General features: G+C 47.3%; 26 protein-coding genes. 3 read left to right on the top strand and 23 right to left on the bottom strand.

The features are described from left to right. Positions 1–223: 223 nt before the first annotated feature. The 5 genes from ACKX14_RS08190 to ACKX14_RS08170 all read right to left on the bottom strand — a co-directional run bounded on the left by ACKX14_RS08190 (position 224) and on the right by ACKX14_RS08170 (position 4,017). Positions 224–763, bottom strand: coding sequence for a hypothetical protein (locus ACKX14_RS08190; protein ID WP_422446500.1), 540 nt, complete (start codon positions 761–763; stop codon positions 224–226). Between the two features lie 68 nt (positions 764–831). Next, a complete protein-coding gene (locus ACKX14_RS08185) occupies positions 832–1,461 on the bottom strand; it encodes a hypothetical protein (protein ID WP_422446498.1) in 630 nt (209 codons plus the stop codon). A 96-nt stretch (positions 1,462–1,557) separates the two neighbouring features. After that, on the bottom strand, positions 1,558–2,925 hold the full coding sequence (locus ACKX14_RS08180) for a GerMN domain-containing protein (protein WP_422446496.1): 1,368 nt from the start codon (positions 2,923–2,925) through the stop codon (positions 1,558–1,560). Positions 2,926–2,987: 62 nt separating this feature from the next. Continuing rightward, complete coding sequence (locus tag ACKX14_RS08175; RefSeq protein ID WP_422446494.1) at positions 2,988–3,548, bottom strand: N-acetylmuramoyl-L-alanine amidase family protein; 561 nt, start codon at positions 3,546–3,548, stop codon at positions 2,988–2,990. Between the two features lie 304 nt (positions 3,549–3,852). Further along, positions 3,853–4,017 carry an AgrD family cyclic lactone autoinducer peptide gene (locus ACKX14_RS08170; RefSeq protein WP_422446492.1) on the bottom strand — a complete coding sequence of 55 codons (165 nt, stop codon included), beginning with the start codon at positions 4,015–4,017 and terminating at the stop codon, positions 3,853–3,855. A 353-nt stretch (positions 4,018–4,370) separates the two neighbouring features. Here ACKX14_RS08170 and ACKX14_RS08165 point away from each other — a divergent pair, with 353 nt between their 5' ends. Continuing rightward, positions 4,371–4,634, top strand: coding sequence for an RNA polymerase sigma factor (locus ACKX14_RS08165; protein WP_422446490.1), 264 nt, complete (start codon positions 4,371–4,373; stop codon positions 4,632–4,634). On the opposite strand, the gene ACKX14_RS08160 is transcribed toward ACKX14_RS08165, so the two are convergent. Further along, positions 4,624–5,301, bottom strand: a complete 678-nt coding sequence (locus ACKX14_RS08160) for a hypothetical protein (protein ID WP_422446488.1) — start codon at positions 5,299–5,301, stop codon at positions 4,624–4,626. The two genes, ACKX14_RS08165 and ACKX14_RS08160, sit on opposite strands and share 11 nt — an antisense overlap. A gap of 192 nt (positions 5,302–5,493) precedes the next feature. On the opposite strand from ACKX14_RS08160, the gene ACKX14_RS08155 reads away from it, so the two are divergent. After that, positions 5,494–6,210, top strand: a complete 717-nt coding sequence (locus tag ACKX14_RS08155) for a cyclase family protein (RefSeq protein ID WP_422446486.1) — start codon at positions 5,494–5,496, stop codon at positions 6,208–6,210. A gap of 40 nt (positions 6,211–6,250) precedes the next feature. On the opposite strand, the gene ACKX14_RS08150 is transcribed toward ACKX14_RS08155, so the two are convergent. Continuing rightward, positions 6,251–6,601, bottom strand: a complete 351-nt coding sequence (locus ACKX14_RS08150; protein WP_422446484.1) for a hypothetical protein — start codon at positions 6,599–6,601, stop codon at positions 6,251–6,253. Positions 6,602–6,970: 369 nt separating this feature from the next. Between ACKX14_RS08150 and ACKX14_RS08145 the strand changes: the two genes are divergently transcribed. Next, complete coding sequence (locus tag ACKX14_RS08145; RefSeq protein WP_422446482.1) at positions 6,971–7,891, top strand: DUF4846 domain-containing protein; 921 nt, start codon at positions 6,971–6,973, stop codon at positions 7,889–7,891. Between the two features lie 407 nt (positions 7,892–8,298). On the opposite strand, the gene ACKX14_RS08140 is transcribed toward ACKX14_RS08145, so the two are convergent. The 16 genes from ACKX14_RS08140 to ACKX14_RS08065 all read right to left on the bottom strand — a co-directional run bounded on the left by ACKX14_RS08140 (position 8,299) and on the right by ACKX14_RS08065 (position 21,881). Then, positions 8,299–8,640 carry a hypothetical protein gene (locus ACKX14_RS08140; RefSeq protein WP_422446480.1) on the bottom strand — a complete coding sequence of 114 codons (342 nt, stop codon included), beginning with the start codon at positions 8,638–8,640 and terminating at the stop codon, positions 8,299–8,301. A gap of 75 nt (positions 8,641–8,715) precedes the next feature. Next, the gene (locus ACKX14_RS08135) at positions 8,716–9,108 is read right to left on the bottom strand and encodes a DUF3147 family protein (protein WP_422446478.1); all 393 of its coding nucleotides are present in this window, start codon (positions 9,106–9,108) and stop codon (positions 8,716–8,718) included. 5 nt (positions 9,109–9,113) lie between these two features. Further along, positions 9,114–9,488 carry a DUF3147 family protein gene (locus ACKX14_RS08130; RefSeq protein WP_422446476.1) on the bottom strand — a complete coding sequence of 125 codons (375 nt, stop codon included), beginning with the start codon at positions 9,486–9,488 and terminating at the stop codon, positions 9,114–9,116. A gap of 497 nt (positions 9,489–9,985) precedes the next feature. Further along, positions 9,986–10,555, bottom strand: a complete 570-nt coding sequence (gene pth, locus ACKX14_RS08125; RefSeq protein ID WP_422446594.1) for an aminoacyl-tRNA hydrolase — start codon at positions 10,553–10,555, stop codon at positions 9,986–9,988. Between the two features lie 71 nt (positions 10,556–10,626). Beyond that, entirely contained in the window at positions 10,627–11,262 is a 636-nt protein-coding gene (locus tag ACKX14_RS08120) for a 50S ribosomal protein L25/general stress protein Ctc (protein ID WP_422446474.1), read from the bottom strand. Between the two features lie 120 nt (positions 11,263–11,382). Further along, the gene (locus ACKX14_RS08115) at positions 11,383–12,321 is read right to left on the bottom strand and encodes a ribose-phosphate diphosphokinase (protein WP_422446472.1); all 939 of its coding nucleotides are present in this window, start codon (positions 12,319–12,321) and stop codon (positions 11,383–11,385) included. Position 12,322: 1 nt separating this feature from the next. Next, positions 12,323–13,708, bottom strand: coding sequence for a bifunctional UDP-N-acetylglucosamine diphosphorylase/glucosamine-1-phosphate N-acetyltransferase GlmU (gene glmU, locus ACKX14_RS08110; protein ID WP_422446470.1), 1,386 nt, complete (start codon positions 13,706–13,708; stop codon positions 12,323–12,325). A gap of 258 nt (positions 13,709–13,966) precedes the next feature. Continuing rightward, the gene (gene spoVG, locus ACKX14_RS08105) at positions 13,967–14,224 is read right to left on the bottom strand and encodes a septation regulator SpoVG (RefSeq protein ID WP_422446468.1); all 258 of its coding nucleotides are present in this window, start codon (positions 14,222–14,224) and stop codon (positions 13,967–13,969) included. Between the two features lie 86 nt (positions 14,225–14,310). Further along, a complete protein-coding gene (gene purR, locus ACKX14_RS08100; protein ID WP_422446466.1) occupies positions 14,311–15,120 on the bottom strand; it encodes a pur operon repressor in 810 nt (269 codons plus the stop codon). Further along, entirely contained in the window at positions 15,107–15,868 is a 762-nt protein-coding gene (locus tag ACKX14_RS08095) for a nucleotidyltransferase family protein (protein WP_422446464.1), read from the bottom strand. Before ACKX14_RS08095 ends, purR begins: the two co-directional genes overlap by 14 nt. Further along, a complete protein-coding gene (locus ACKX14_RS08090; protein WP_422446462.1) occupies positions 15,865–16,563 on the bottom strand; it encodes a GntR family transcriptional regulator in 699 nt (232 codons plus the stop codon). Before ACKX14_RS08090 ends, ACKX14_RS08095 begins: the two co-directional genes overlap by 4 nt. Before the next feature lie 16 nt (positions 16,564–16,579). Continuing rightward, positions 16,580–17,434, bottom strand: coding sequence for a 4-(cytidine 5'-diphospho)-2-C-methyl-D-erythritol kinase (ispE, locus tag ACKX14_RS08085; protein ID WP_422446460.1), 855 nt, complete (start codon positions 17,432–17,434; stop codon positions 16,580–16,582). A 97-nt stretch (positions 17,435–17,531) separates the two neighbouring features. Beyond that, the gene (gene cphA / locus ACKX14_RS08080; protein ID WP_422446458.1) at positions 17,532–20,156 is read right to left on the bottom strand and encodes a cyanophycin synthetase; all 2,625 of its coding nucleotides are present in this window, start codon (positions 20,154–20,156) and stop codon (positions 17,532–17,534) included. 166 nt (positions 20,157–20,322) lie between these two features. Next, positions 20,323–21,132 (bottom strand): cyanophycinase, encoded by an 810-nt coding sequence (locus tag ACKX14_RS08075; protein WP_422446457.1) that lies wholly within the window; start codon positions 21,130–21,132, stop codon positions 20,323–20,325. Positions 21,133–21,311: 179 nt separating this feature from the next. Next, complete coding sequence (locus ACKX14_RS08070) at positions 21,312–21,551, bottom strand: hypothetical protein (protein ID WP_422446455.1); 240 nt, start codon at positions 21,549–21,551, stop codon at positions 21,312–21,314. A gap of 195 nt (positions 21,552–21,746) precedes the next feature. Then, the gene (locus ACKX14_RS08065) at positions 21,747–21,881 is read right to left on the bottom strand and encodes a cyclic lactone autoinducer peptide (RefSeq protein WP_422446453.1); all 135 of its coding nucleotides are present in this window, start codon (positions 21,879–21,881) and stop codon (positions 21,747–21,749) included. Positions 21,882–21,987: the final 106 nt, after the last annotated feature.

Below are 21,987 nucleotides of genomic sequence, written 5' to 3'. Positions count from 1 at the left end.
GCTCATCTCTCAAAGGCCAAATGGGGAAAGTACCTTATTTGTCAACACCTTGAAGTTGGGGCGGGATATATTTTTTACAATTTAGGTACGTCCACATTTGTGCTCGTCCCCATTTTGGGTGGGGAACGGTGGAGTTGTGAAGTGACAAGTACCCTGTCCCATCGTCATATCTCATATAAAGTTGATTAACGCATAATTAATGGCGGACTCCTTGCTTTCTTTTTTAAAATCTCGGGACTTCTGTATATCCTTTTTCCGAAAAATAGAAATAAAGCCTCGTGCTTGCAGCTCCTTTTGGGATTTGAAAAACAACTATATCATTATATTCGGCTGTATGAGAAACTTTGGTTTTGGCAGGTATTTTAGTTTTCCCGTCAGTAATGTAATATTTATTCCAGAGGCTGTGTTCAGCGTTGTACAGTTTCAACAGGATAAGATCACAATCTTCCAGGCGCCTGAATTTATAACCGGAAATCGAGGAACTCATGGTACGGCCGTCATATCCTTCAACGGCTCTGTCTGAAGTCTTCATTCTGTAGCTGTTCATGAACGAGGTCATCTGTATGTATTTTTCCGTCATGGAAAGGGATGGCACCTGGTCGCTGTTCTGTCTTACTCCGCCGGATGCCGATTTAAAGAAATTCAGATAATCATTGGAGCAAAGTAAGGGTTCTTCCAGAACATGGTTATACTTCTGGGTCATCATTGCATAATAAAATATTAAAAGGTCTCCTTTTTCCGCCTTATTTATCTCCCGATTCAATAATTTTTTTGCAAAGGAATCAATTTGTTGGTTGTAAGAGCTGATGATGTTGATGTTGTCCAGCAGTTTTACAGAGTAGTACAGGGGAAGTATGGAAGCTGTTGTATTTGATTCAGGTTTTCGCCGATTATTTTTTCGGAGTTAGTATATATTTTTTGCTTTAAAGTGTCCGGGATTTCTTCGCCCAGCATCACAAGGATTTCGACGTAGCTTGATATGTCGTATAGCGCCTGTTCAAAGTCCTGCCGGTTCAATTGTTCTTCAAGGCCCTGATAGGTGTTATGGATGAATGCTTCATATAAATTCGAGTCGGGCTCTTTTAGAATGGATTTTATGTTTTTGTCTTTACTCAGTATTTGGAGGGCTTTTAATATGTTCAGCATCACCAGGGGGTGATAGTCCGGGTTTTCCAGTAATGCCTTTAGAGTGTTTCTCAAGTATTCTTCTACAATATCCGGGTTTTTAACTTCATATCCCAATTTTGTCAGTATGTACAGGCTTTTGTAAGTGGCCTGGGGGGAGGATGGGCTTGTAGATGAGTCATCTTTAAATCCTCCGTCACTGTTTTGAAAGGCATATAGCTTTTCCTTTACAGTTTCTTTCCATGCATCTTTTTTTAGATCATAACATGATGTTATGTATATCATAAAAAAGGTTATTAATGATAAAAGCAGTAACAAAGATAATATCTTTCTCATAACTTGTCTCCTTTGATTTTTTCCAGATTATTGTATTGTTTTAATACAAGTTGACAATTTAGGTACGGCCCCATTTGTCAACTCCTGCAAGTGACGCTACTGAGAATCAGAAATTACATTAACTTTATTTTCCCCCACGAAAATCTCAAAGTTTAGGTTAAATTGAGAGGCATAAATAGCTATGCTTTTTACTAACAGTTTTAACTCTGAACTATATCGTTTTTCCGGCAGAAATATTTTCAGTATATTATCTTCTATCTTGTAAGTATACTCTTGGTTACCATAAATTTTTTTAAAAAGAGAAATAACGTTTGGTAAATATTCATCCGGTTTAAATTGTATATTTATAGTTTTTTCAATAATTTTATTTATAGAATCTATTTCAAGTAGTTTGCCATCAATAATTATTTTTTCCGGAACGGGTATGGTATAAGGTATTAAAATAGGTTCTTGCAGATCTTTCTGGATTGCATAAATCATTACATTTTTTCCTTTGATATCACTAAAAATGGCAGCCATATTAACCAATCTATCTAAAGGCCCTTTGCCATATTCTTCTGCTAAACCTTCTGATGCTATTTCAGCAGCTTTTTCCCCTTCTACTGTTGGTCTTATGCTTTTTATTCCTTCAAATTGAGTAAAGTTCTTTACCACCGCATCCATCGCATAGGCAATAAAATGAGGATTATTTATAGAATGCCCGTAATCAATGATTCCTTTAGTAAAATCCAAGTAAACTATACCATCTTTTATTGTCAAGCTTTTTATATAATCTCTCTTTAGAAATGACATATATGGTTTGTTTTTAATATCCAGCGAATTTAGCCACTCATGTTTGAAATCCTGAACATTTTTCGATTTTGCCGGGACCGGAATCAGTAATGAGTTCTCAAAATTATAGTAAATGTATTTTTGATCGGCAGGAGGTATTTCTACGGTTAAAGGTTTCTTTGAGTAGTTGCAGCCCGATGTAATAATGATAATCGAAAAAATAATGAGTAATGTGCCTAGGAATTTTATTGCTTTTTTAGGGACGTAAAAATGTGTACAATAAAGCGTTATTATAATGAAGGATAATCCATAGAGTGAATAAACCGCTACTCCAAAATAATTTTGAAATGAAGCCAAATTAAAAATAAAATTTCTATGTAAACGATTTGTCATATAAACATAAGAACTTAACATCAAATTCATTCCTATAAAAAAGCCCGAAATTAAATATATTATCTTAATGAGGTTTTTATTTATTTTGCATTTTGTATTATAACTAGAAATAAAAATACTCAAGCAAATGAATCCCATCCACAATCTTGTGGAATCGAAGTTATTGATTGTTAACGCATAATCAAACAAATTAAATTCCTTGTTTAAACCATAAGGTAAAATCCCAAAAATTATATAGTATAATATTGCTTCCATTGTCAAGATAAAACCTGGAATGAAAAAAAAGATTGATTTATTCATTTTATGATACAACCTCCTATATAAGGAGCCCTTAAATAGGGCCCCTAAATCATTATAACATTTTAATAACCCAGCCAATAGTTTCTTATACCCAGATATAAATGATATGCTATTTCGTCACGGTATGAGCTACTATTTATTATTTGATAGTCATGATCAGTATTGGAAATAAAACCTGCTTCTACTAAACATCCGGGAACCGTAGTATCTCTGAGAACATAGTAATTTCCATATTTTACACCTCTATCACTAAAATACCCATAAGTTGAGCCAAAATATGCTTCCTTTGCTTTTATATGAACATCATCGGCTATATAATGATCCGCAGAATCATAATAATATGTTTCAATACCATTTGCTGTATGGTTGGTTGTTGAATTGTGATGAATTGAAATAAGTAAATTACCACCAGAATTATTTATTCTACTTTCTCTAAGAGTCTCACCTACTGTTTCATCTGTAGTTCTTGTCATATATATAGATTTTGCCAGACTTCCACAATAAGATCTTAGTTTTAATCCGATATCAAGGGTTGCAGTTTTTTCATATATACTACCAGACACTTCTGTATTATAAGCACCTGGATCTGTACCTCCATGTCCCGGGTCAATAACTAAGTTCAAATCTCCCGGATCTACACCTTGCGGTTCTGCTATAGCTGATTCTTTGGGTTTAAAATAAAAAACATCCTCAAAGTTGTATCCATTTATATATTTTAATTGTAAAAATATAATGTGATTTGATCTTCAGCTAATCCTAAATTACAAAGCACTGTTGAAAATAATACTATTAAGAGGATAAAAAGTATCATACTTGACTTTATTGATTTAATCATTGTATTTGCCTCCCATTAATGTTTAATTTTCGATAAAGTTACTGTCCTCGTATATAATTTTTAATGTGGTTACTTTTCTTTTCGAAGAAAGGTTATACAACACCATTCTTCTTTTTAATTGGGCCTTTCAAGATTTCCAGGACCTCAGGGCGGTAAAACCACCCTATACACATAGGTTCAATAGCAGCGACTGTACCAATAAGTGTGAATAAACATGCAGCACTTATTATAATTTTCCTTTTTAACAATTCTGTCATAATTCTTCACCTCCTTTCTATGTTTCCATGATTTACTTGTTCTTTTAATTCAGTTTTTTGCCCGATTTTATAAGTCGATACCGATATTCTGGTGGGAAAAAAGAGATTGATAATTCACAAAGGTATAACTTTTAAGTCTATCCATGAGACCCCGATTTTTTTCGTTATATAGTCGTAAAAATCCCTTAAAAGGTTTCAACATTATGTAAACATTTTAAAAATATTTTATAATCTTTTTGTGATATAATGGACATGCAGGGAAAGATTGTAAGGGGTGATGGAATTTTGGAAAATAGCGATCTATTTGAAATGCTTTAGACAAGTATTTTGATAAGATATATAAATCGACCTGTTTGATTACCCTCAACGATTCCATCGCCGAAGACGCCGTCCAGGAGGCTTTTATAGCGGCATTCAACAACTTTGATAAATTGAGAGATATAAAAAAATTTCATGCCTGGCTTGCCGTTATAGCTTCGAATAAAGCTATCGATATGATAAGAAAAAATTCTAGAATATATCCCTCGGACCAACGCGATATCTTTAATTACAAAAAAATCCCTCCGGTGTGCAATAAAAAAAGACGCCTTCAAGACGTCCGGCAAGTTACAGCATGATTACGCCCAGGATTTGTGGCCAGCATCCGCCATAGGGGCCCGGGTGCTCCAAAAAAAGCCTGGTCAGGCCCACGACAAGATAGCTCTCCCGCGTATTCAGCAGTTCTCTGGTCTCTTTTAATTTGGCCGACAGCAGACCGGGGTTTTCGCGTATGAAATCCTCAAATATCCTGTGCCACAAAAGGTCGGTAACCATCCAGTTGTGTTCCGTATTCGACAGCATATCTTTAAATACCATGCGGGCTTCGTATGAGGCCGGATCGTAAGGATTTCGCCGGAAATTCACATCCTTTACTACGGGCTTTATCAGCCCCAGGGTCCTCCCGCGGCTGAAAATGGCATCCACCGACGGGTCCACCAGGGCTCTCAAGAGCCTTACCCTTTCCACCTCGCCCAAAGTCTTCACAAGGCCGGGGGCCGTCTGTTCGTTCCTGATAAAGAAGCGGTCCTCCGGGCGGGGAGCCGGCCCCCACCAGTCGTTCAAGCTCATTTCCGTTACGCCGAAAATCTCAAAAATCTTTTCATCGCCCCTAAAAAGGTCCGATTGATACATGGGCATGGGCCTCACCCATCGCCGGTTTTCGTCCACCCCCACCATGCTTATACGGGTATTGTAGAGCTTTGAAATGGCAAGAAGTGTAAACCTGGTCCTTCCCTGATTTTGCATAGGCACTCCCCCAATTTGCTATTAATTAGACCTGTAGCGCGCCCTTCCAAAAATCCGATTTCTTTATACAAATATATTTCATGCAAAATTAAATTATTAGCGGAAACGAGCCTGCTCGATATACATTACAAATGTTATCTGATACGATACTTTTGACAAAATAAAAATTTTTCCACTCTGGAGGGATAATTTTTGAATTCAGCAGACAATTTTAATCGGTATAAGATTTACGATATTTCCATGACCATTTCGCCCGGCATGCCGGTGTATCCGGGAGACCCCAGGCCAGATATAAAAATACACCAGGATTACAGCACCGGAGGCTGCCGGGTGTCAAGGCTCCGGCTGGGAAGCCATACCGGCACCCATGTGGATGCTCCTGGGCATTTTATTCGGGACGGGGTTTCCATTGACCGGATTCCCCTGAAAAACCTGGCGGGCCCGGCCCGGGTTGTAGAAGTACCTCCGGGACAGATAAAAATAGAAGCTATACCATCAGATCTGAAAAACGGCGAAATAATTCTTTTTAAGACGGCGGTGCCTGACCTGGCCAGGAATAGTAATGGTTCGGCCAAACGCAAAAAACCAGAAATGTTTTCCACTGGGAACGGAACAAGCGCTGCCGAGAGCGGTATGATTTACCGAACCAATAAATGCCCCCATATCGATATCCAAGCCGCAAATCGTCTTGTGTCCATCGGGGCAAAAGCCGTGGGAATTGATTCCCTCTCAATCGAATCGCCGGAAGGCGACGGCTCCGTCCACCGGCTGTTGCTTTCCAACTCCATCCCCATCATAGAAGGCCTGGTACTCAAAGACGTGCCGCCGGGAGAATACTTCTTTGTCTGCCTTCCCTTAAAAATAGAGAACTGTGACGGCTCTCCCGCCAGGGCCATACTTATAAAATAAATATAAAATAAAAAAGAGCCGATCCGGCTCCATTTTTTTATCATTCATTTTTCTCTTTCAGTTCGTTAATCTCGCTCTGCAGCTGATTTATGATATTTCTGAGTTCCTTTATTTCATTAAATGCCCGGTTCCGCTCCTGCCTCAGTTGTTCAATAGTGGTATCGTAACTTGCTTCAATCGTTTGACGCCCGGTTTCTTCGCCCGCGTCGCCGCTTTCTCCGCGGCGTCTTTTCAATCCTTCAACAGTCTCCCTGCCTTTTTGCGCCAGGTTCATTACACCGCTGGCTCCTTTTTCGAGCATCGGCCGCGCCATTTTTTTAACCCCGGGCGAAAGCATGTAAGCCAGAGCCGCGGCACCCAGCCCAAAGAAAAACGACCTTAAAATCGACAATCCTAATCCCCCCTTATCGGGAATTGAAATAAAAAAATTCTCCTCGTATTTAATCTGCCCCGCGAAAAATTTTATATGCCGAGAAATTTTTGAATCCCTTATAAAATGAGCTATTTGTGTTATTTTTTTCCACAAACAGTTCCATGTATACTGCAATTTTCCAGCTCGGCGGCAACAGCCCCGGAAAAATGCATTATACAAAAATTTTTAATAAATTCATGGAACCAAACGGGCTTTTTAAACGTCTATTAAATGGTAGCTTGCGAATCGGGAGGAAAAACATGAAAAACACAACCACTCTCTTGTTGGGCAGGGAGCCGGGCATATGTAGCCGGATTTTCAAAAACAGGATTTTTCAGGAGAGTTGATATGAATAGAAAAGTCGTTATCAGCGTGGCTTTGGGTATCTTTATAATTTCCTTATTGACGAGTTTGGGGTTGTATATTTATAACACGCATCAAGAAAGGCAGCGGATGAACAAAATAAACGGGAAGTTTTTGCAGTCGTGGCCTGTAAAACAGCCGCAAATTGGAAAACTGATTAACGAAGATGGGAAAAGTTTACGCGAACGGATAAATGTACCGGATGGATTCGAGAGGGTCAGGGTTGAAGCGGATTCGTTCGGTGAGTATTTAAGAAACCTGCCGCTCAAGCCCCACGGCTCCAAGGTGCATTATTACAATGGAGAAATAAAAAGGAACGATGCGCATGAAGCCGTTGTAGATATGGATATCGGTACAAAAGACCTGCAGCAGTGCGCCGATGCCGTTATCCGCTTAAGGGCGGAGTATCTGTACGGGCAGAGGCAGTATGATAAGATACACTTTAACTTCACAAACGGCTTCAAGGCCGATTACAGCAAGTGGATGCACGGGTACAGGATTGCCGTTTCCGGCAATAATGTTACATGGGTAAAAACTGCAGGATACTCCACCGATTATGAAGACTTTCGAAAATACCTGGACACGGTATTCGCATATGCTGGAACTTTATCCCTGTCAAAAGAACTAAAGCCGGCGGCACCGGAAGACATGAGAATCGGAGATGTCTTTATACGTGGAGGAACTCCCGGGCACTGTGTAATCGTAGTGGACATGGCGGAAAACAGGGATACGGGAGAAAAAATTTTCATGCTGGCCCAGAGTTACATGCCAGCCCAGGATATACATATATTGAAGAATCCCCGGAACCCGGAATTGAGCCCCTGGTATACTATAGAACCGGAAAAAGCTTTATTATTAACGCCTGAATGGACATTTGAATGGGATGACCTGAAAAGGTTTGAATAATTTCCCGGGGATCAAGGGGGAAATAAAAGGTCAGGAGTTGATAAATGTTATTAATCCTCTTTTAAAGAAAGTTTACAGTGCGAATTGGGACGAGTAAATTCATAGTTGTGTTTATGGTTGTAATTATATGTCGACAACGGATGAAACAGCCGAAAATAAAAATCAACTTGAAAGTCGTGTTAATTATGTTATTAATGCTGTATTTTGTTTTCGGTGTTATCAGGCATGCGCATTTTTCCCGACCGCAGGAATTCGGGGAAATAGTTCCCCCGGACGATTCCGGAAAGCGGGGAATCCATTCATATCACCGGCCCCGGTGTCGATACCCGTATATGGCCCGCAGGCAGGGTAATCTGGTTGGCTGCCGGTAAACGTCAGATTATTGCAGGAACCAATAAGGGAAGGGTCTATTTGGTTGAAGTGCCGGCTACATTAACCTCAAAAAATCCACATGGTCCTCTGCCTACTGAAGTTACCGTCCATAAACCCACAGAGTTCTTATTTAAGTAAAAGAAATGTACTTCTTGACCCAATTGACGCTCGCGATAACCCTCGACAAAGAATTGCCACCCGTAAGCCGTAGTCGCCCAGTGGCGTTCGTAAAATCCCCCCGGTGTGATTTTAACCCTCGCCGCTGCAAAAGGTCCACCGTGTAAAGCAACATAAAATCGGATCGCCCCCGCAGGGGTAAGGTGAAAAATTATTACTACGAAAAAGATCAAAATGACAGCCAACAGAATCTTTTTCAATACTCATTCCACTCCCAAGGGGTGACCAGCGGGTCGCCCCTGTAATATTGCCCGATATTCACGGGGACAGGTTTTTTACAACCTGCCCTTTCCGGCCATCGCGGAGGTTTTTTCTTTAACTTTCGCAAAAAGATGATTGAATATAGCGGCGGCGCCGAACCATACAAAAAGCGACACAAAAAGTCCCACCGCCCAATTATGAAACAGCGGTATCAGGGTTACTGCCGCCAGGATACAAATAATTCCGCCCAGCATACCGGCAACGGCGCCCAAGGCTACTTCGCCAGCGGCCGATGAACCCTGTTTGTATCCGGTCATTATAATCGCCGCCGCCATGACGGCGGGAAAAGCAGCAAACACCCCGGCCAGGGACGGCCACGGCACCGCCAGGGAAACCAGGTAACTTGCCACCACTGCACTACCGCCGAACAAAAAACGAACCAGGATATCCAGCCAATCCCATCTCATCTTTTTCACCTCACCCATCCCAGCGAAAAAGCAGCAGCATATATGATCCCGGCAAGCATCAGCCATACCGCTATGGCCAAAGCCAGGCCTTTTTTCCATCCGTGCCTGGGAATGGATACTGCCGCCAAAGCCGCACTGAAAATGTTAGCAGACATCCCCACCAGTGCCCCTTTGGATACTTCCACCGTAGCAGTCAATGCGGATGCCGCCGGTACACTCAACCCTACGGCAACCACCGCTGAAATATAAACCGCCGGAAAAGCGGCAAAAATCCCGCCGATCCGGTCTCCCAGCAGCTTAGCCACAACGGCGGAAAGGGCGACAGCTCCGCCGCCGAACAAAAAGCGAAGAACCACTTTCAAGCCGATCTCTGAAGGCATTTTAACTCATCCTTCCTTTATTTATTCCCGTCCGGGAAAGAGCTCTCTCAGTTTAGTCCATTACTGAAAATTCCCTCTACCGTCAAAAAACATCAAAATACAGCTCCTTTTCTCATATTCCGGCAAACACTGGCCCAAGATCAATCACAAGAGATGGGGCAGCCTGCATATAAGCTATACCGTCGATAATCTCGTATCTTTCATCTTCCGGCCAGGTCAAATAATCCATAGAGGTATATTCTCTTTTTTTGCGGTAATGGCATAATACCTCTCCTCTTTTTTTACCATCATTTTTTAAAGTTATGTTCAATATTTATATTATCATAATAAAACCTTACATTCCAACTCAATGCTATTTTCCATTGTTATAGAAGAGTTAAAAACCAGTTACATCCATCCCTAATTTCTTTGCCTCAGTTATAGCCCGAAACAAGTGAAAGTCGTGGGTTACTATAATGGCTCTTGCCAGGTGCTTCTCGGTTCAATGCCTTCGGGAGCTACTGCGCCTCGAAGCCGTTGAAACGGTTCATGGCTTCATTTACGCCGTCTGAGATTATGGTGAGGGCCGCTTCGGCCGCCGCCTCAACGGCGGCTTTGATTTTTTGCAGTTCCTCCTCATAGAATTTTCCCAGTACATGGCCCACCACATCCCTCTCCCCGGGCCGCCCTATGCCTATCCTTATGCGGTAGAACTCTTCCGAGGAGAGTTGATAGATGATAGACTCCATTCCCCGGTGCCCGCCGGAACTCCCCGAAGGTCTAATGCGCAGCTTCCCCACCGGCAGGTCCATGTCATCGTATATTACGATGAGGCGGTCCAGGGGAATTTTATAAAAATTCACGGCGTCGGCGACACTTTCTCCGGACAGATTCATATAGGTCTGGGGCTTTAAAAGCAGGACTTTTTCGGCGCAATAATTCCCCTCGCCGATCAGCCCTTTAAATTTCACTTTATTTACAGTTGCCCCGAGTCTACCGGCTATTACGTCAAGGGCCGCAAATCCCACGTTGTGGCGGGTTCCTTCGTATTCCTTCCCCGGGTTTCCGAGACCGGCTATCAGATACACTTTCATCACCTCAAACCGTCCATGGTTTTCAAATTAGAAACGGCGCAACAAAAGTTGCGCCTCGTCGACTTTTATTCTTCCTCTTTCTTTTCCTTGCCTTTTGCCACCACTTCGGGCTCCGCGGCCTGCTCTCCGGCGGGCACTTCGGTATCCTCGGCAAGCTTCGGAGCCAGCACCGTCACGACCACCTCTTCGGGGTCGTCGAGTATGGTAATTTTCTCATCCACTTTCAGGTCCCCGACAGTCAGGGTATCGCCTATCATAAGGTGGGATATGTCCACTTCCAGGTGTTCGGGAATATCGGCGGGCAGAGCTTTTGCGGAAAGCTCCCGCTTTTGATGCTGCAATATTCCGCCCATCTTCACGCCTTCGGGGTCGCCCTTCAACACGATGGGCAGGTCGAATTCTATCTTCTCGGTCATGGACACTTTGTAAAAGTCAACGTGGGTTATGGTGTTTTTAAGGGTATCCCTCTGGATCTCCTTCATCAGGACGGGGAAGGTTTTTCCATCCAGTTCCAGGTTTATCAAGGCACTTTCGCCGTGAGTTTTCAGAATCTTTAAGAGTTCTTTCTGGTCCACGGCCACGGGTTTGCTTTCCACATCTTTGCCGTAAACCACCCCCGGCAATTTGTGGTTGTTTCTGAGACTTTTACTGGCGCTTTTCCCGGTCCTGCGCTCCGTCGCCTTCAAAACCAGCTGTTCCATAATCATCCTCCTTCCTGAATTTATGGCAAGGCTTCAGATTTTTAATCCGGAGTGGAATTTACATCTTCTAACATTTTCTTATTATTATACTTAATTATATTTTATATAGCAAGTTTTGTCTCAATCAAACAGCGTGCTTACCGAACGGTTCTCATGGATCCTGGCAATGGCCGACGCAAAGAGCTGCGCCACCGACAATACTTTTATCTTGTCCAGTTTCTGGTTTTCCCTGAGGGGGATGGTGTTGGTCACCACCACCTCCACTATGGGCGAGGCCTTCAGCCTTTCAATGGCGGGCCCTGACAGCACCGGATGGGTGCAGCAGGCGTACACCTCTCTGGCCCCGTGCTCTATCAATGCCTGAGCACCCATGGTAATGGTGCCGGCAGTGTCTATTATGTCGTCGGTCATGATGGCGACCTTGCCGTGCACTTTTCCGATTATGTTCATCACTTCGGCCACGTTGGGCTCCGGCCTGCGCTTGTCGATGATGGCTATGGACGCCCCCAGCCTGTTGGCAAGTTCCCTGGCCCTGACGACCCCGCCGTGGTCCGGGGAAACCACCACAATATCCCCCAGGTTTTTCTTGTTAAAGTAGTCGGCCAAAATGGGCACGGCCATGAGGTGATCCACGGGGAAATTGAAGAAACCCTGGATCTGGCCGGCGTGCAGGTCCATGGTCAGGACCCTGTGGGTCCCCGCCGCCGAAATGAGGTCCGCCACCAGCTTTGCCGTGATGGGGTCCCTGGGGCGGCTTTTCCTGTCCTGGCGGGCGTAACCGTAATATGGTATCACCGCGGTGATGCGCCCGGCCGACGCCCTTTTAAAGGCGTCTATCATGATAAGGAGTTCCATTATGCTGTCGTTTACGGGATATGAAAACGGCTGCACCACAAAGACGTCGGCTCCCCGCACGCTTTCATTTATCTTTACCTGGATCTCCCCGTCGCTGAACGTATTGACCACCGCGTCACCCAGGCGAATTCCCAGGTTTTCCGCTATTTCCCGGGCAAGTTCGGGGTTAGCGTTGCCGGTGAAAATCTCCAGCCTGCTGTCCATTTTACTCATTGCCTCCTTCGATTTTCTTCCTCCGTTTTTCCACCCATCCCGGTTTGTTTTCCTGCCTGGCCCTGGCTATGGCCAGAGAATCGCCGGGCACTTCCCTGGTGATAGTGGAACCGGCGGCCACGTACGAGCCGGCCCCGATGGTCACCGGAGCGATGAGATTGGAGTTGCACCCCACAAAGGCCCCGTCTTCAACCACAGTCTGATGTTTTTTGTATCCATCGTAATTTACAAAAATTACTCCCGCCCCGATATTCACACCCCTGCCTATGACGGCATCGCCGACGTACGAGAGGTGAGGAACTTTCGAGCCCTCGCCGACCCTGGCGTTTTTCATTTCCACGAAATCCCCTATTTTTACACCGGAGCTTATAACACAGCCCGGGCGCAGGTTTGAAAATGGGCCGATTTTCACACCGTCTTCAACGACGCTTTCCTGGATCTGAGACATGGTAATCTCCACATGATTGCCTATTTTGCTGTCTCTTATGCGGCATGGGCCTATCAGGGCGCAGCCCTCTCCTATTTCGGTGCGGCCTTCAAGACACACGCCGGGGTAGATCACCGTATCCCTCCCGATCTTTACATCCGCCTCCACCACCGAAGTATCGGGGTTTATAAAAGTTACGCCCTCACTCATCCAGTGGTTTAAAATCCTCTTTTGCATGACGGCCTGGACGACGGCCAGCTGCCGGCGGTCGTTTACGCCGCTCAGTTCTTCCGGGTTCCGGATTTTGAAAGCAAGAACCGTTTTGCCATCGCCGTTTAAAATCTCCACCACATCCGTCAGGTAGTATTCTCCCTGACGGTTGCGGTTGTTCACCCTCGAAAGTGCTTTAAAGACTTCCTCCCCGTCGAAGCAGTAAAATCCCGAATTAATCTCGCATATGGCCTTCTCTTCGGGGGAAGCGTCCTTTTCTTCCCTGATGGCCAGCACCCTGTCCCCTTCTTTTATAATCCTGCCGTATCCTGTGGGATCGCTCACCGACGCCGTCATCACCGTGGCGCACGCTCCTCGCTCGCGGTGGAAATCGACCATCGCGGCTATGCTTTCGGGTCTCACCAAGGGCATATCCCCGTAGAGAACCACGATGAGTGAGCTTCCGCGGGCCGCTTCTTCAGCCTGCATCAGTGCGTGGCCGGTGCCTTTCTGCTCTACCTGCAGCACAAATTCGAGCCCCTGGCCTTCGAAGGCCTTTTTCACCATTTCGGCGCCGCTGCCTATGACAACTATGATCCTGCCGGCCCCGGCGCTTTTTGCGGCCCTTACGACATGACCCAGCATGGGAACACCGCAGACCCTGTGCAGTACTTTGGGTGTTTCCGACTTCATGCGGGTACCCTCGCCGGCGGCAAGGATCACAGCCGTGAAATCCGACATGATATCCCTCCTGTATTTTTACTGGAACTAAAAACATCCCTTTGTTATTTCGACATTTGTTGCAAAATCCCTTCAATATTTATATTATTTATATTAAAAATTCATATAATAATAGTTTCCTAAACTAAAACCTTATATATTCAAGTTACTGCCTTTTGAAACGTACAGCCGAGACGCTGCCGGTGCGGGGTGAAATTCAGGAAAAGCACCGCACGGTCAGTTTTAAAAAAATATAGGACATCCTGCGATGTCCTTTTTTTAATCCGGCTGCTGATTGTAGTGCTGCAATATTGCTTCCTGAATCTTGTTTCTGGTCCTGGAGTTAATGGGATGGGCTATGTCCTTGAACTGCCCGTCGGGGGTCCTGCGGCTGGGCATGGCTACAAAAAGCCCGTTCTGGCCCTCTATAATTCTGATGTCATGGACAACGAATTCGTCGTCAAAAGTTACCGATACCACCGCTTTCATCTTTCCTTCGTCTGCCACTTTGCGTATGCGAACGTCCGTTACCTCCAACCTGCTGCACCTCCCTGTAAAATTTCCAGCAAGTACAAATTCTATATAAAATTCGAAATTCCTCCAGGGAAATGTAAATTTTTTAACTATTTAAAGGTTATCCCGGGCTTCAAATTTATAACGCCCTTTTTTGTATCAATGCCTTCCAGGATCAGCAGGGGAGTGTAATCCCTTACCAGTTTTTCTTTCGGGGCTCCGGTGGCCACCAGCACCGCCACCCCCACCGCCTCGGCCTTGAACTCCGCCACCAGGTCGCTCATGCCCCGGGCGGTACCGCCTCCTTTCATGAAGTCATCGATAATGAGCACCCTGGCGTTTTCCGAAAGGGCCCTCTTCGGAAGAGACATGTTCTGTATCCTCTGGCTGGACCCGGAGATATAGCTGATGTTTACCGACGGGCCTTCGGTCACACGGCTGTCCCGGCGGGCCACCACCAGCGGTACATTCAGCGCCCGGGCCGTCATAAGGGCTATAGGTATCCCCTTGGTTTCCACCGTGAGCACGCAGGTCGGCTCTTTTTCTACAAAAATCTGGGCCAGGATTTCTCCAAGCCTTGCGGAGTATTCCGGTGAAAAGATCACATCGGTCATGTAAATATAACCGCCGGGGATGATTCGCTTCTCGTCGCTCAAAATCCGGCAAAGTTCCTCCAGGAAGGTGTTTATCTCCTCTCTGGACCTTTTCACGCGGTAGCGCACGCCGCCTGCGGCGCCGGGAATGGTGGTAAGTTCGCCTTCTTTTGCGGCGTCAAAGGCGTTTTTTATGATGTTCAGGTCCTCGCTTATGGAAGACTTGGCAGCACCGAAGCGTTCTCCGAAGTAATTCAGCGAAATGACCTTGTTGGGGTTCTCGCACAAAATTTTGGCAAGCAGCGCCAGCCTTTCACTGCGCCTCATCATAAACCCCCCCGCTCAAAACTTTCATGGCAAGCTCCAGGTCGCTTGCCTTATCCACATCGGTCCCGATTTCGGGATAGGGGCTGATGACCGCCCTGGCCTTTACGCCGAAAAGGGCCGAAACCTTTTTTTCCAGTTCCGAAATGGTGAGGGTGCCCATTACGAACTTCACGACAAAAGCTATACCCAGGATTTTCGCCAGCATCCACGGCTTTTTGCGGTAGGTGAGAAAGGCCTCAGCCCTGTGGATGGCCTTCCTCACCACCCCGGCTTTTACAAGGAAGATATTCCCCCCCGTAAAAGTGCCGTCTTTTATCCTCACATAGGTCCTGTGAACTCCGGGGTATTTCCTCTCGTTGTCCTCTTTTTTCACTATTGGATAGCAGAATTCCGCATCCAGCCGGCGGGCCTTTTCCACAAAGTCGTTAATGGCCTCCGGAGTTATCATGGGAATGTCACAGGTCAGCACCAGGATATCCTCTTCATCGGGGAAAGGCTCCACACCTTTAAGCACATTGTCGGGCAGACTGCTTCCGCCTGCCGTTATGGCGTCAACGTGATCCCGTATGGGCGAAAGCTTAGCCTCGTCACCCACCACGGATATGCGGTCGATGAAATCCAGTTGTTTCAAAGCATCTATGACGTACATTATCATTTCCCGGCCATTGATTTTTATCAATGCCTTGTTGCCGCTTATCTCCTTAAGAGGGCCGTCCCCCTGACCCCCCGCCAGTATCAGGGCCTTCATAACGGTTCCTCCTCAAAATCCATCTGCTTTCTAAGTATGTTCATCACGTTGTTCTCGACCTTTTCGATGTGTGCTTTGGCCAGCTTTTCCGCTCTCTCCGCATCCCGGTCTTTTATGGCGTCCACAATCTTCCTGTGCTCTTTCATGATGTCCCTGATACGCGACGGGTTGCTGAAGGACTGCACGCGGAACCGGTCTATGTGCTCCTTCAGGTTGTTCACCATCTGGGCCAGACGTTCGTTCCTCGTAGCGTTAAAGAGTATCTGGTGAAATTCCGCATCTTTTTTGATTATGGCCTCCACGTCACCCTTTTCCGCCGCCTTTGTGATCTCCTTAAGAATTCTTTCGAGTATCTCGATCTCCTCGTCGGTGATGCGTTCAGCCGCCAGGGCCGCCGCCAGGCCTTCCAGGCTCTCGCGGATTTCAAAGACGTCGGCGGCGTCTTTTAGAGAAAGCCCCGCCACATAGGCCCCTTTGCGGGGTATCATCACTACAAGGCCCTCCAGTTCCAGCTTTCGGATGGCTTCCCTCACGGGGGTCCGGGAAACCCCCATCTCCTCCGCCAGCTGGACTTCCATAAGTCTTTCGCCGGGCTTGAGTTCCCCGCTGATAATGGCCTGTCTCAAAGCTTCAAACACCACTTCCCTGAGAGGCTTGTAGTTATCCAGTTTGATACTTGAAAATCTCCGGTTCAAACTTATCCCCCTCTCCTCAACTTACTTCCGACACCATGATCAGGCTGTCCTTAAAACTCACTTTCTCGCGGGCTCGCCTTACCTCTTTTTCGCTTTCAAATATGCCGAAGACGGTGGGACCGCTGCCGGACATCAAACTCCCCAGAGCCCCGTGGCGCTTCAGTTCCTCCTTTATACTTTCAAGCTCCGGGTGAAGTGAGAAAGTCACCTCTTCCAGCACGTTGCATAGCTCTCCGGCCATGGCGTAAATATTTTCTTCTTCAATGGTCCTGACCATGGCGGGGGTGTCCGGCCGCTTTCTAATGGCTTTTACATCCAGTCGACTGTATACTTCCCTGGTGGAAACCAAGTACGGCGGTTTGACCAGCAGCAGGGCAACTTTGGGCAGGGGTTTTAAAGCCTCAACTTTTTCCCCTATACCCCTGGCCAGGGCCGTGCCCCCGTGAATGCAAAAAGGCACATCGGCCCCTATCCTTTTTCCCAAAGTCATCAATTCTTGTCTGGATTTTTTCAGGTCAAAAAGCTCGTTCATCCCCAGGATAACCGCGGCGGCGTCGGAGCTGCCTCCGGCCAGACCCGCGGCCAGCGGTATGTTCTTATTTATGGTTATTTTTACGCCTGCATCCAGATTAAATTCACTAATCATGAGCTTTGCGGCTTTGTATGCCAGGTTGTTTTCGCCTGCCGGAAGGCACGGGCAATCGGTGAACACTTCTACGACCTTTTGAGGCAGCGGTTCCAGTGTTACATGGTCCTTCAATGCAATGGACTGCATTATCATCTCCACTTCGTGATATCCGTCGGGCCTTTTATACAGCACATCCAGAGTCAAATTTATCTTTGCCGGGGCGTCTATGTCGATTCTGGGCAAAATCATGTCCCCCTCAGCCTCTAAAATAAATAGGTAAATCGTAATATATTATAATATTTCACAAAAAAAATTAAAATCCTGCTGCCGCTAAAAATTATTAAACAATGACCGCCCCGGAAATCCTCCTGACCCCGGCCGCCGATTTTTTTATGGCCTCCAGCGCTTTTTCATAGTGTTCGTAGAAAATGACCACCAGGTCCCCTTCCATGGCGTTTTCCAGACTGTATGCGATAGCATCCTCCTCTTTCAAAATAATTTCTATTTTATCCCTTTTCAATCCCGCCGAAAGGGCGCCGGTAAACAGCAGTGACGCCACTTCGCCGGGATTGCGCCCCCTGAGGTCCTCATCTTCTTTTATAATGAGGCGGTGGAATCCCCTGCCGGCGATGCGCCCCAGCGCTATAATATCTTCGTCCCGCCGGTCGCCGGGGCTGGCTATGACTCCCACCATGCGGCCGGGTTTCAGGGATTTGGCGGTGTTGATTATGGCCTCAAAACCCGCGGCGTTGTGGCCGTAATCCAGCATAACGGTAAAACCCGGCATCCGCATTATGTTCATCCGGCCGGGATTAATGTCCCCGCTGCAGTCAAATTCCCTCAGCGCCCTGCTTATAATCTTCGGCGGCACGTCCAGGGCCCAGGCGCAGGCCGCTGCGGCCAGGGCGTTTTGAACGTTGTGCCGCGCGATGCCCTTGAGAGTGGCGGGAATGTCTTTTACTTTCAGGAGAGGTCGTTCGCAGCCCTCCCAGGCAAGGTAAACAACCCCGTCCCTGACGTATACTCCCCGCCCTCCACAGTTCAGGTGTTTCCGGAGCACCAGGTTGTCTTCCCGGTCGCTGAAGAAGATGACTCCACACTTCGTGCGCTTTCCGGCTTCCACCGACATTATGTCGCCGGCGTTTAAAACCGCGTATCCGCCGGGTTTTACCTGTTCCACCACCAGGGACTTTACAAACAGGAGGTCTTCCAGTGTGTGAACCCCATCCTGGCCCAGGTGGTCTCCCGTGATATTCGTGATGACGCCGACGTCAGCCTCTTCGTAGGCCAGCCCTCCCCTTATAAGGCCGCCCCGGGCCACCTCCAGCACCGCCGCCTCCACCCTGGGGTCGAAGAGCACCATCCTGGCGCTTTCTGGGCCGCTGCAGTCGCCCTTCTTTATGCGTCTTTCGCCTATATAGACGCCGTCGGTGGACGTCATGCCCACATTAAGGCCCCAGGCGGATAAAATCCGGCTTATCATCCTGACGGTGGTGGTCTTGCCGTTGGTACCTGTAACCGCCACCAGAGGGAATCTGGGTGAACCTTCCGGAAAGAGCATATCGACAATGGCCCTGGCCACCGGCCGGGGCTTGCCCGAAGAAGGATAGAGGTGCATCCTGATGCCCGGCGCCGCATTGACTTCGATTACCGCGCCGCCGCTTTGCTCCACGGGGACGGCTATGTCTCCGGTGGTTATGTCTATGCCCGCTATGTCAAGGCCCACGATGGAAGCCGCCCTCTCGGCAAGGAACCGGTTTTCGGGGCACACCAGGTCGGTGACGTCCACCGCTGTGCCGCCTGTGCTCAGGTTGCCGTTTTGTCTCAGGAAAACCCTTTGCCCCTCCCGGGGCACGTCCTCCAGGGACAGGCCCTGCTTTGCAAGCACCATATGGACTACGGGGTCCAGTTTTATCTTCGTGAGGGGTTTTTCGTGTCCTTCGCCCCTCATGGGGTCCATATTCGCAATATCCACCAGTTCTTTTACAGTATGGACCCCGTCGCCCACCACGTGGGCGGGTATTCTCTCGGAGGCGCAGACAAATTTGCCGCCTACCACCAGCACCCTGTAGTGGCGGCCGTGGATGTGCTTTTCCACTATGATTTTGGAAGAGTATTCTCTCGCCAGATTGAAGGCTTCCAGGACCTCCCGGGGATTCTTAAGATTCAGGCTTACCCCCTTGCCCTGGTTGCCGTCACAGGGTTTTATGACGACAGGGTATCCAATCCGGGCCGCAGCCTCCACGGCTTCCTCCCCGGTGTAAACCACCAGGCCGCCGGGCACCGGTATCCCCGCCATGGAAAGCAGTTTTTTTGTGAGCGTCTTGTCGCAGGCCACATCCACCGCAATACACCCGGTATCCTGGCTCATGGTGGCCTGTATCCTTTTCTGTGCGGCCCCGTATCCCAGTATCAAAAGGCTGCCGTCGCCTATGCGGGTCACCGGGATACCGCGGCTTTTAACCTCCTCCGCAATGGCGGCGGTGCTGGGACCCAGACCTGCCTCGATGGTCTCCCTTTCAAGCTTTTCCAGCCTGGACTTTAAGTCAAAGGTTTCGGAGTTCAGGATGGCGTCCACCAGTTGAACCGAGATTTCCGCCGCTTTGAGGGCCGGGGCCTTTTCTCTGTAGCCAAAAACCACATCGTACATGCTGCCCCGGTTCCTTCTGGCTTTGCCGAATTTTACATCCTGGCCCGTGACGTTTAAAATCTCTATGGCCACATGTTCTATCACATGCGGAAAATAGGTGCCCTCTTCCAGGCGCCGCAAAAATCCCCCCGGCTCGTCAAAACAGCAGTGATGACGGGCCAGGCCGGGCAGGTAGTGAAGAAGGGTTTGATTAAATCCTGTTATGCACCGGGTAGGCGTGTCTTCCAGGTCTTTTACGTCAAGGGTCATTTTAATGACCGGTTTCGGGCTGTAGATATTGGGTCCTTCAATAGCCCGAATCTCCACGATATCCATCATATTCCTCCTTTAAAATTGACACGAACATCTCTTTAATATGCTTTCCATTTCCTGAAGGGCTATTCAAACTAAGCGGTGTCTTCAGCAAAGCTCTTTATATATAAACGCCCCAAAACCATCGATCCAGCGGGACCCTTACAATATTGAACTTTTTTCCGCCCACTCATCCGCGGTTCAGCGGCCGGCGGTTTTTCAAATCAAACCCCTTGCCTGAAGAAAGCACGTGAAGTCTGGCGTTGAACAGCGACAGAGGCTGGCCCGGAGAAATTTCCGAAACGTTGGTAAAATCCACAGCACTGCCGTCCACCACCGTCACCGTCTGGGACCCCACCACCGTGAACACGGCGCCGGGGTCCACCAGTATGGCCGTGTCCTCGTCGATGCCCACACCGATGATATACGGGTTCTGGGCCACGGCCAGGAGCAGCCGGCCTATGCGACCCCGCTGGGCAAAGTGCTGGTCAATAACGACCTCCTCCAGAAGTCCCATCCCCGGGGCCATGCTGATGGAATTGCCCCTGGGAGCCGCATCCCCGTCGCCCCCCACTATCATCATGTCGCTCATGGCCGAGGCTCCGGCGCTGGTGCCGGAAACAAGCACCCCGTTTTTGTACGCCTCATGAAGGGCGCTGTAAACCGGACTTCCGCCGAGCAGGCTGGTGATTCGCAGCTGGTCGCCCCCCGTAAAAAAGATGCCCGTCGAATTCAATATCCTGTCGACTATGTCCCCTCTGTAGGCTTGCTGCCTGGTCTCAATGTTCAGCGCTTCCACGTGCCGTACTCCCAGCCGGGAAAAAATTTTTATATAGGTTTCCCCAACCTCACGGGGTTCTTCCGCCGCGGCGGTAATCACAGTAAGGCGGGCCCCCTCTCCCCCCGAAAGCTCCACCACCTTTTTTAGTATGACGCACTCTTCGCCCTTGTCCTCGGCCCCTCCTATAATCATCAAATAGCCTCTCACTTTTTCCCCCAAAAAAATCACCTCAAAAAATATTATTCCCCCGAATCCATCAAAACAAAAATCCCGCCGGATGACGGGACAAGAGGGGGGATGAGGAGCGTTTAGAATAATTCATTTCTCTGGTATATAATATTTGCCGGGGGCGGCGGGGGTGAAAATTAATTGTTGAAGTAAAAATCGGCAGGCTATTTTCAACAGGAATTTGTCTCCAGCCAGACACGAACCAGACTTTCCAGAATTTTAGTCTCTTTTGAAGGACTCTTTTCCGCATCTTTTGGAAGTTTTTTGTAGTATTTGACGCACATGGCAGATTCCGTTTCTTCCGGTTGAAAAGTAACGGCAGCCCACCTGGGCTTGCTGGCACAGCATGTATCCACGATCATTTCTACCTTTCTGCTTTCTCTGTTAATCCATCGCAAGTAAAGCGCCATACAATCACCTTTTTGATCAGTGTGATTTTATATATAATACATGTATTATAAAATTCGCCAAAAGTATAAAAATTAGAAAAACAGCCCCCGCTAAACTTTCCGGTGTTCGGGCGGGGGCTGCCGCATTTGCCATGCGGTTATCAAGCGGTCCTTTTTCTGATGGGCGGAATCAAAGCTTATTTTCGTTTCAATTTTTCACTTTTTCAGCGATTCAGGGATATCCGGTTCATAGAGTATCCACATGCTCTGAGGTTTAATGCCTGAAAATGCCACCAGTGTGATCAGCGAAGCCAGCGAGGTGAAAAAGCTCAGTTTAATTTTTTTGAACATTTCTTTCACCTCCTCGTATAATATATTTGGTAAATCAAACTTATTCAAATTCCAGTTAAACATGGACCTTGAAAACTAAATATAGAAGTTAAAAAGAGTAATGAGA

The sequence above is a fragment of the Thermorhabdus hydrogeniformans genome (assembly GCF_049310025.1).
GTDB lineage: Bacteria > Bacillota > Thermosediminibacteria > Thermosediminibacterales > Tepidanaerobacteraceae > JBJYKD01.
The sequence above is the reverse complement of the archived record's forward strand: the minus strand, read 5'-3'. Positions and strand labels throughout refer to the sequence as shown.

Bases quoted from the DNA above. Each gene is read 5' to 3' on its own strand.
- ACKX14_RS08185 (WP_422446498.1), bottom strand. From the start codon at position 1,461: ATGAGAAAGATATTATCTTTGTTACTGCTTTTATCATTAATAACCTTT.
- ACKX14_RS08180 (WP_422446496.1), bottom strand. From the start codon at position 2,925: ATGAATAAATCAATCTTTTTTTTCATTCCAGGTTTTATCTTGACAATG.
- ACKX14_RS08170 (WP_422446492.1), bottom strand. From the start codon at position 4,017: ATGACAGAATTGTTAAAAAGGAAAATTATAATAAGTGCTGCATGTTTA.
- ACKX14_RS08160 (WP_422446488.1), bottom strand. From the start codon at position 5,301: ATGCAAAATCAGGGAAGGACCAGGTTTACACTTCTTGCCATTTCAAAG.
- ACKX14_RS08145 (WP_422446482.1), top strand. From the start codon at position 6,971: ATGAATAGAAAAGTCGTTATCAGCGTGGCTTTGGGTATCTTTATAATT.
- ACKX14_RS08135 (WP_422446478.1), bottom strand. From the start codon at position 9,108: ATGAGATGGGATTGGCTGGATATCCTGGTTCGTTTTTTGTTCGGCGGT.
- ACKX14_RS08130 (WP_422446476.1), bottom strand. From the start codon at position 9,488: ATGCCTTCAGAGATCGGCTTGAAAGTGGTTCTTCGCTTTTTGTTCGGC.
- ACKX14_RS08120 (WP_422446474.1), bottom strand. From the start codon at position 11,262: ATGGAACAGCTGGTTTTGAAGGCGACGGAGCGCAGGACCGGGAAAAGC.
- ACKX14_RS08115 (WP_422446472.1), bottom strand. From the start codon at position 12,321: ATGGACAGCAGGCTGGAGATTTTCACCGGCAACGCTAACCCCGAACTT.
- glmU (WP_422446470.1), bottom strand. From the start codon at position 13,708: ATGTCGGATTTCACGGCTGTGATCCTTGCCGCCGGCGAGGGTACCCGC.
- purR (WP_422446466.1), bottom strand. From the start codon at position 15,120: ATGAGGCGCAGTGAAAGGCTGGCGCTGCTTGCCAAAATTTTGTGCGAG.
- ACKX14_RS08095 (WP_422446464.1), bottom strand. From the start codon at position 15,868: ATGAAGGCCCTGATACTGGCGGGGGGTCAGGGGGACGGCCCTCTTAAG.
- cphA (WP_422446458.1), bottom strand. From the start codon at position 20,156: ATGGATATCGTGGAGATTCGGGCTATTGAAGGACCCAATATCTACAGC.
- ACKX14_RS08070 (WP_422446455.1), bottom strand. From the start codon at position 21,551: ATGGCGCTTTACTTGCGATGGATTAACAGAGAAAGCAGAAAGGTAGAA.
- ACKX14_RS08065 (WP_422446453.1), bottom strand. From the start codon at position 21,881: ATGTTCAAAAAAATTAAACTGAGCTTTTTCACCTCGCTGGCTTCGCTG.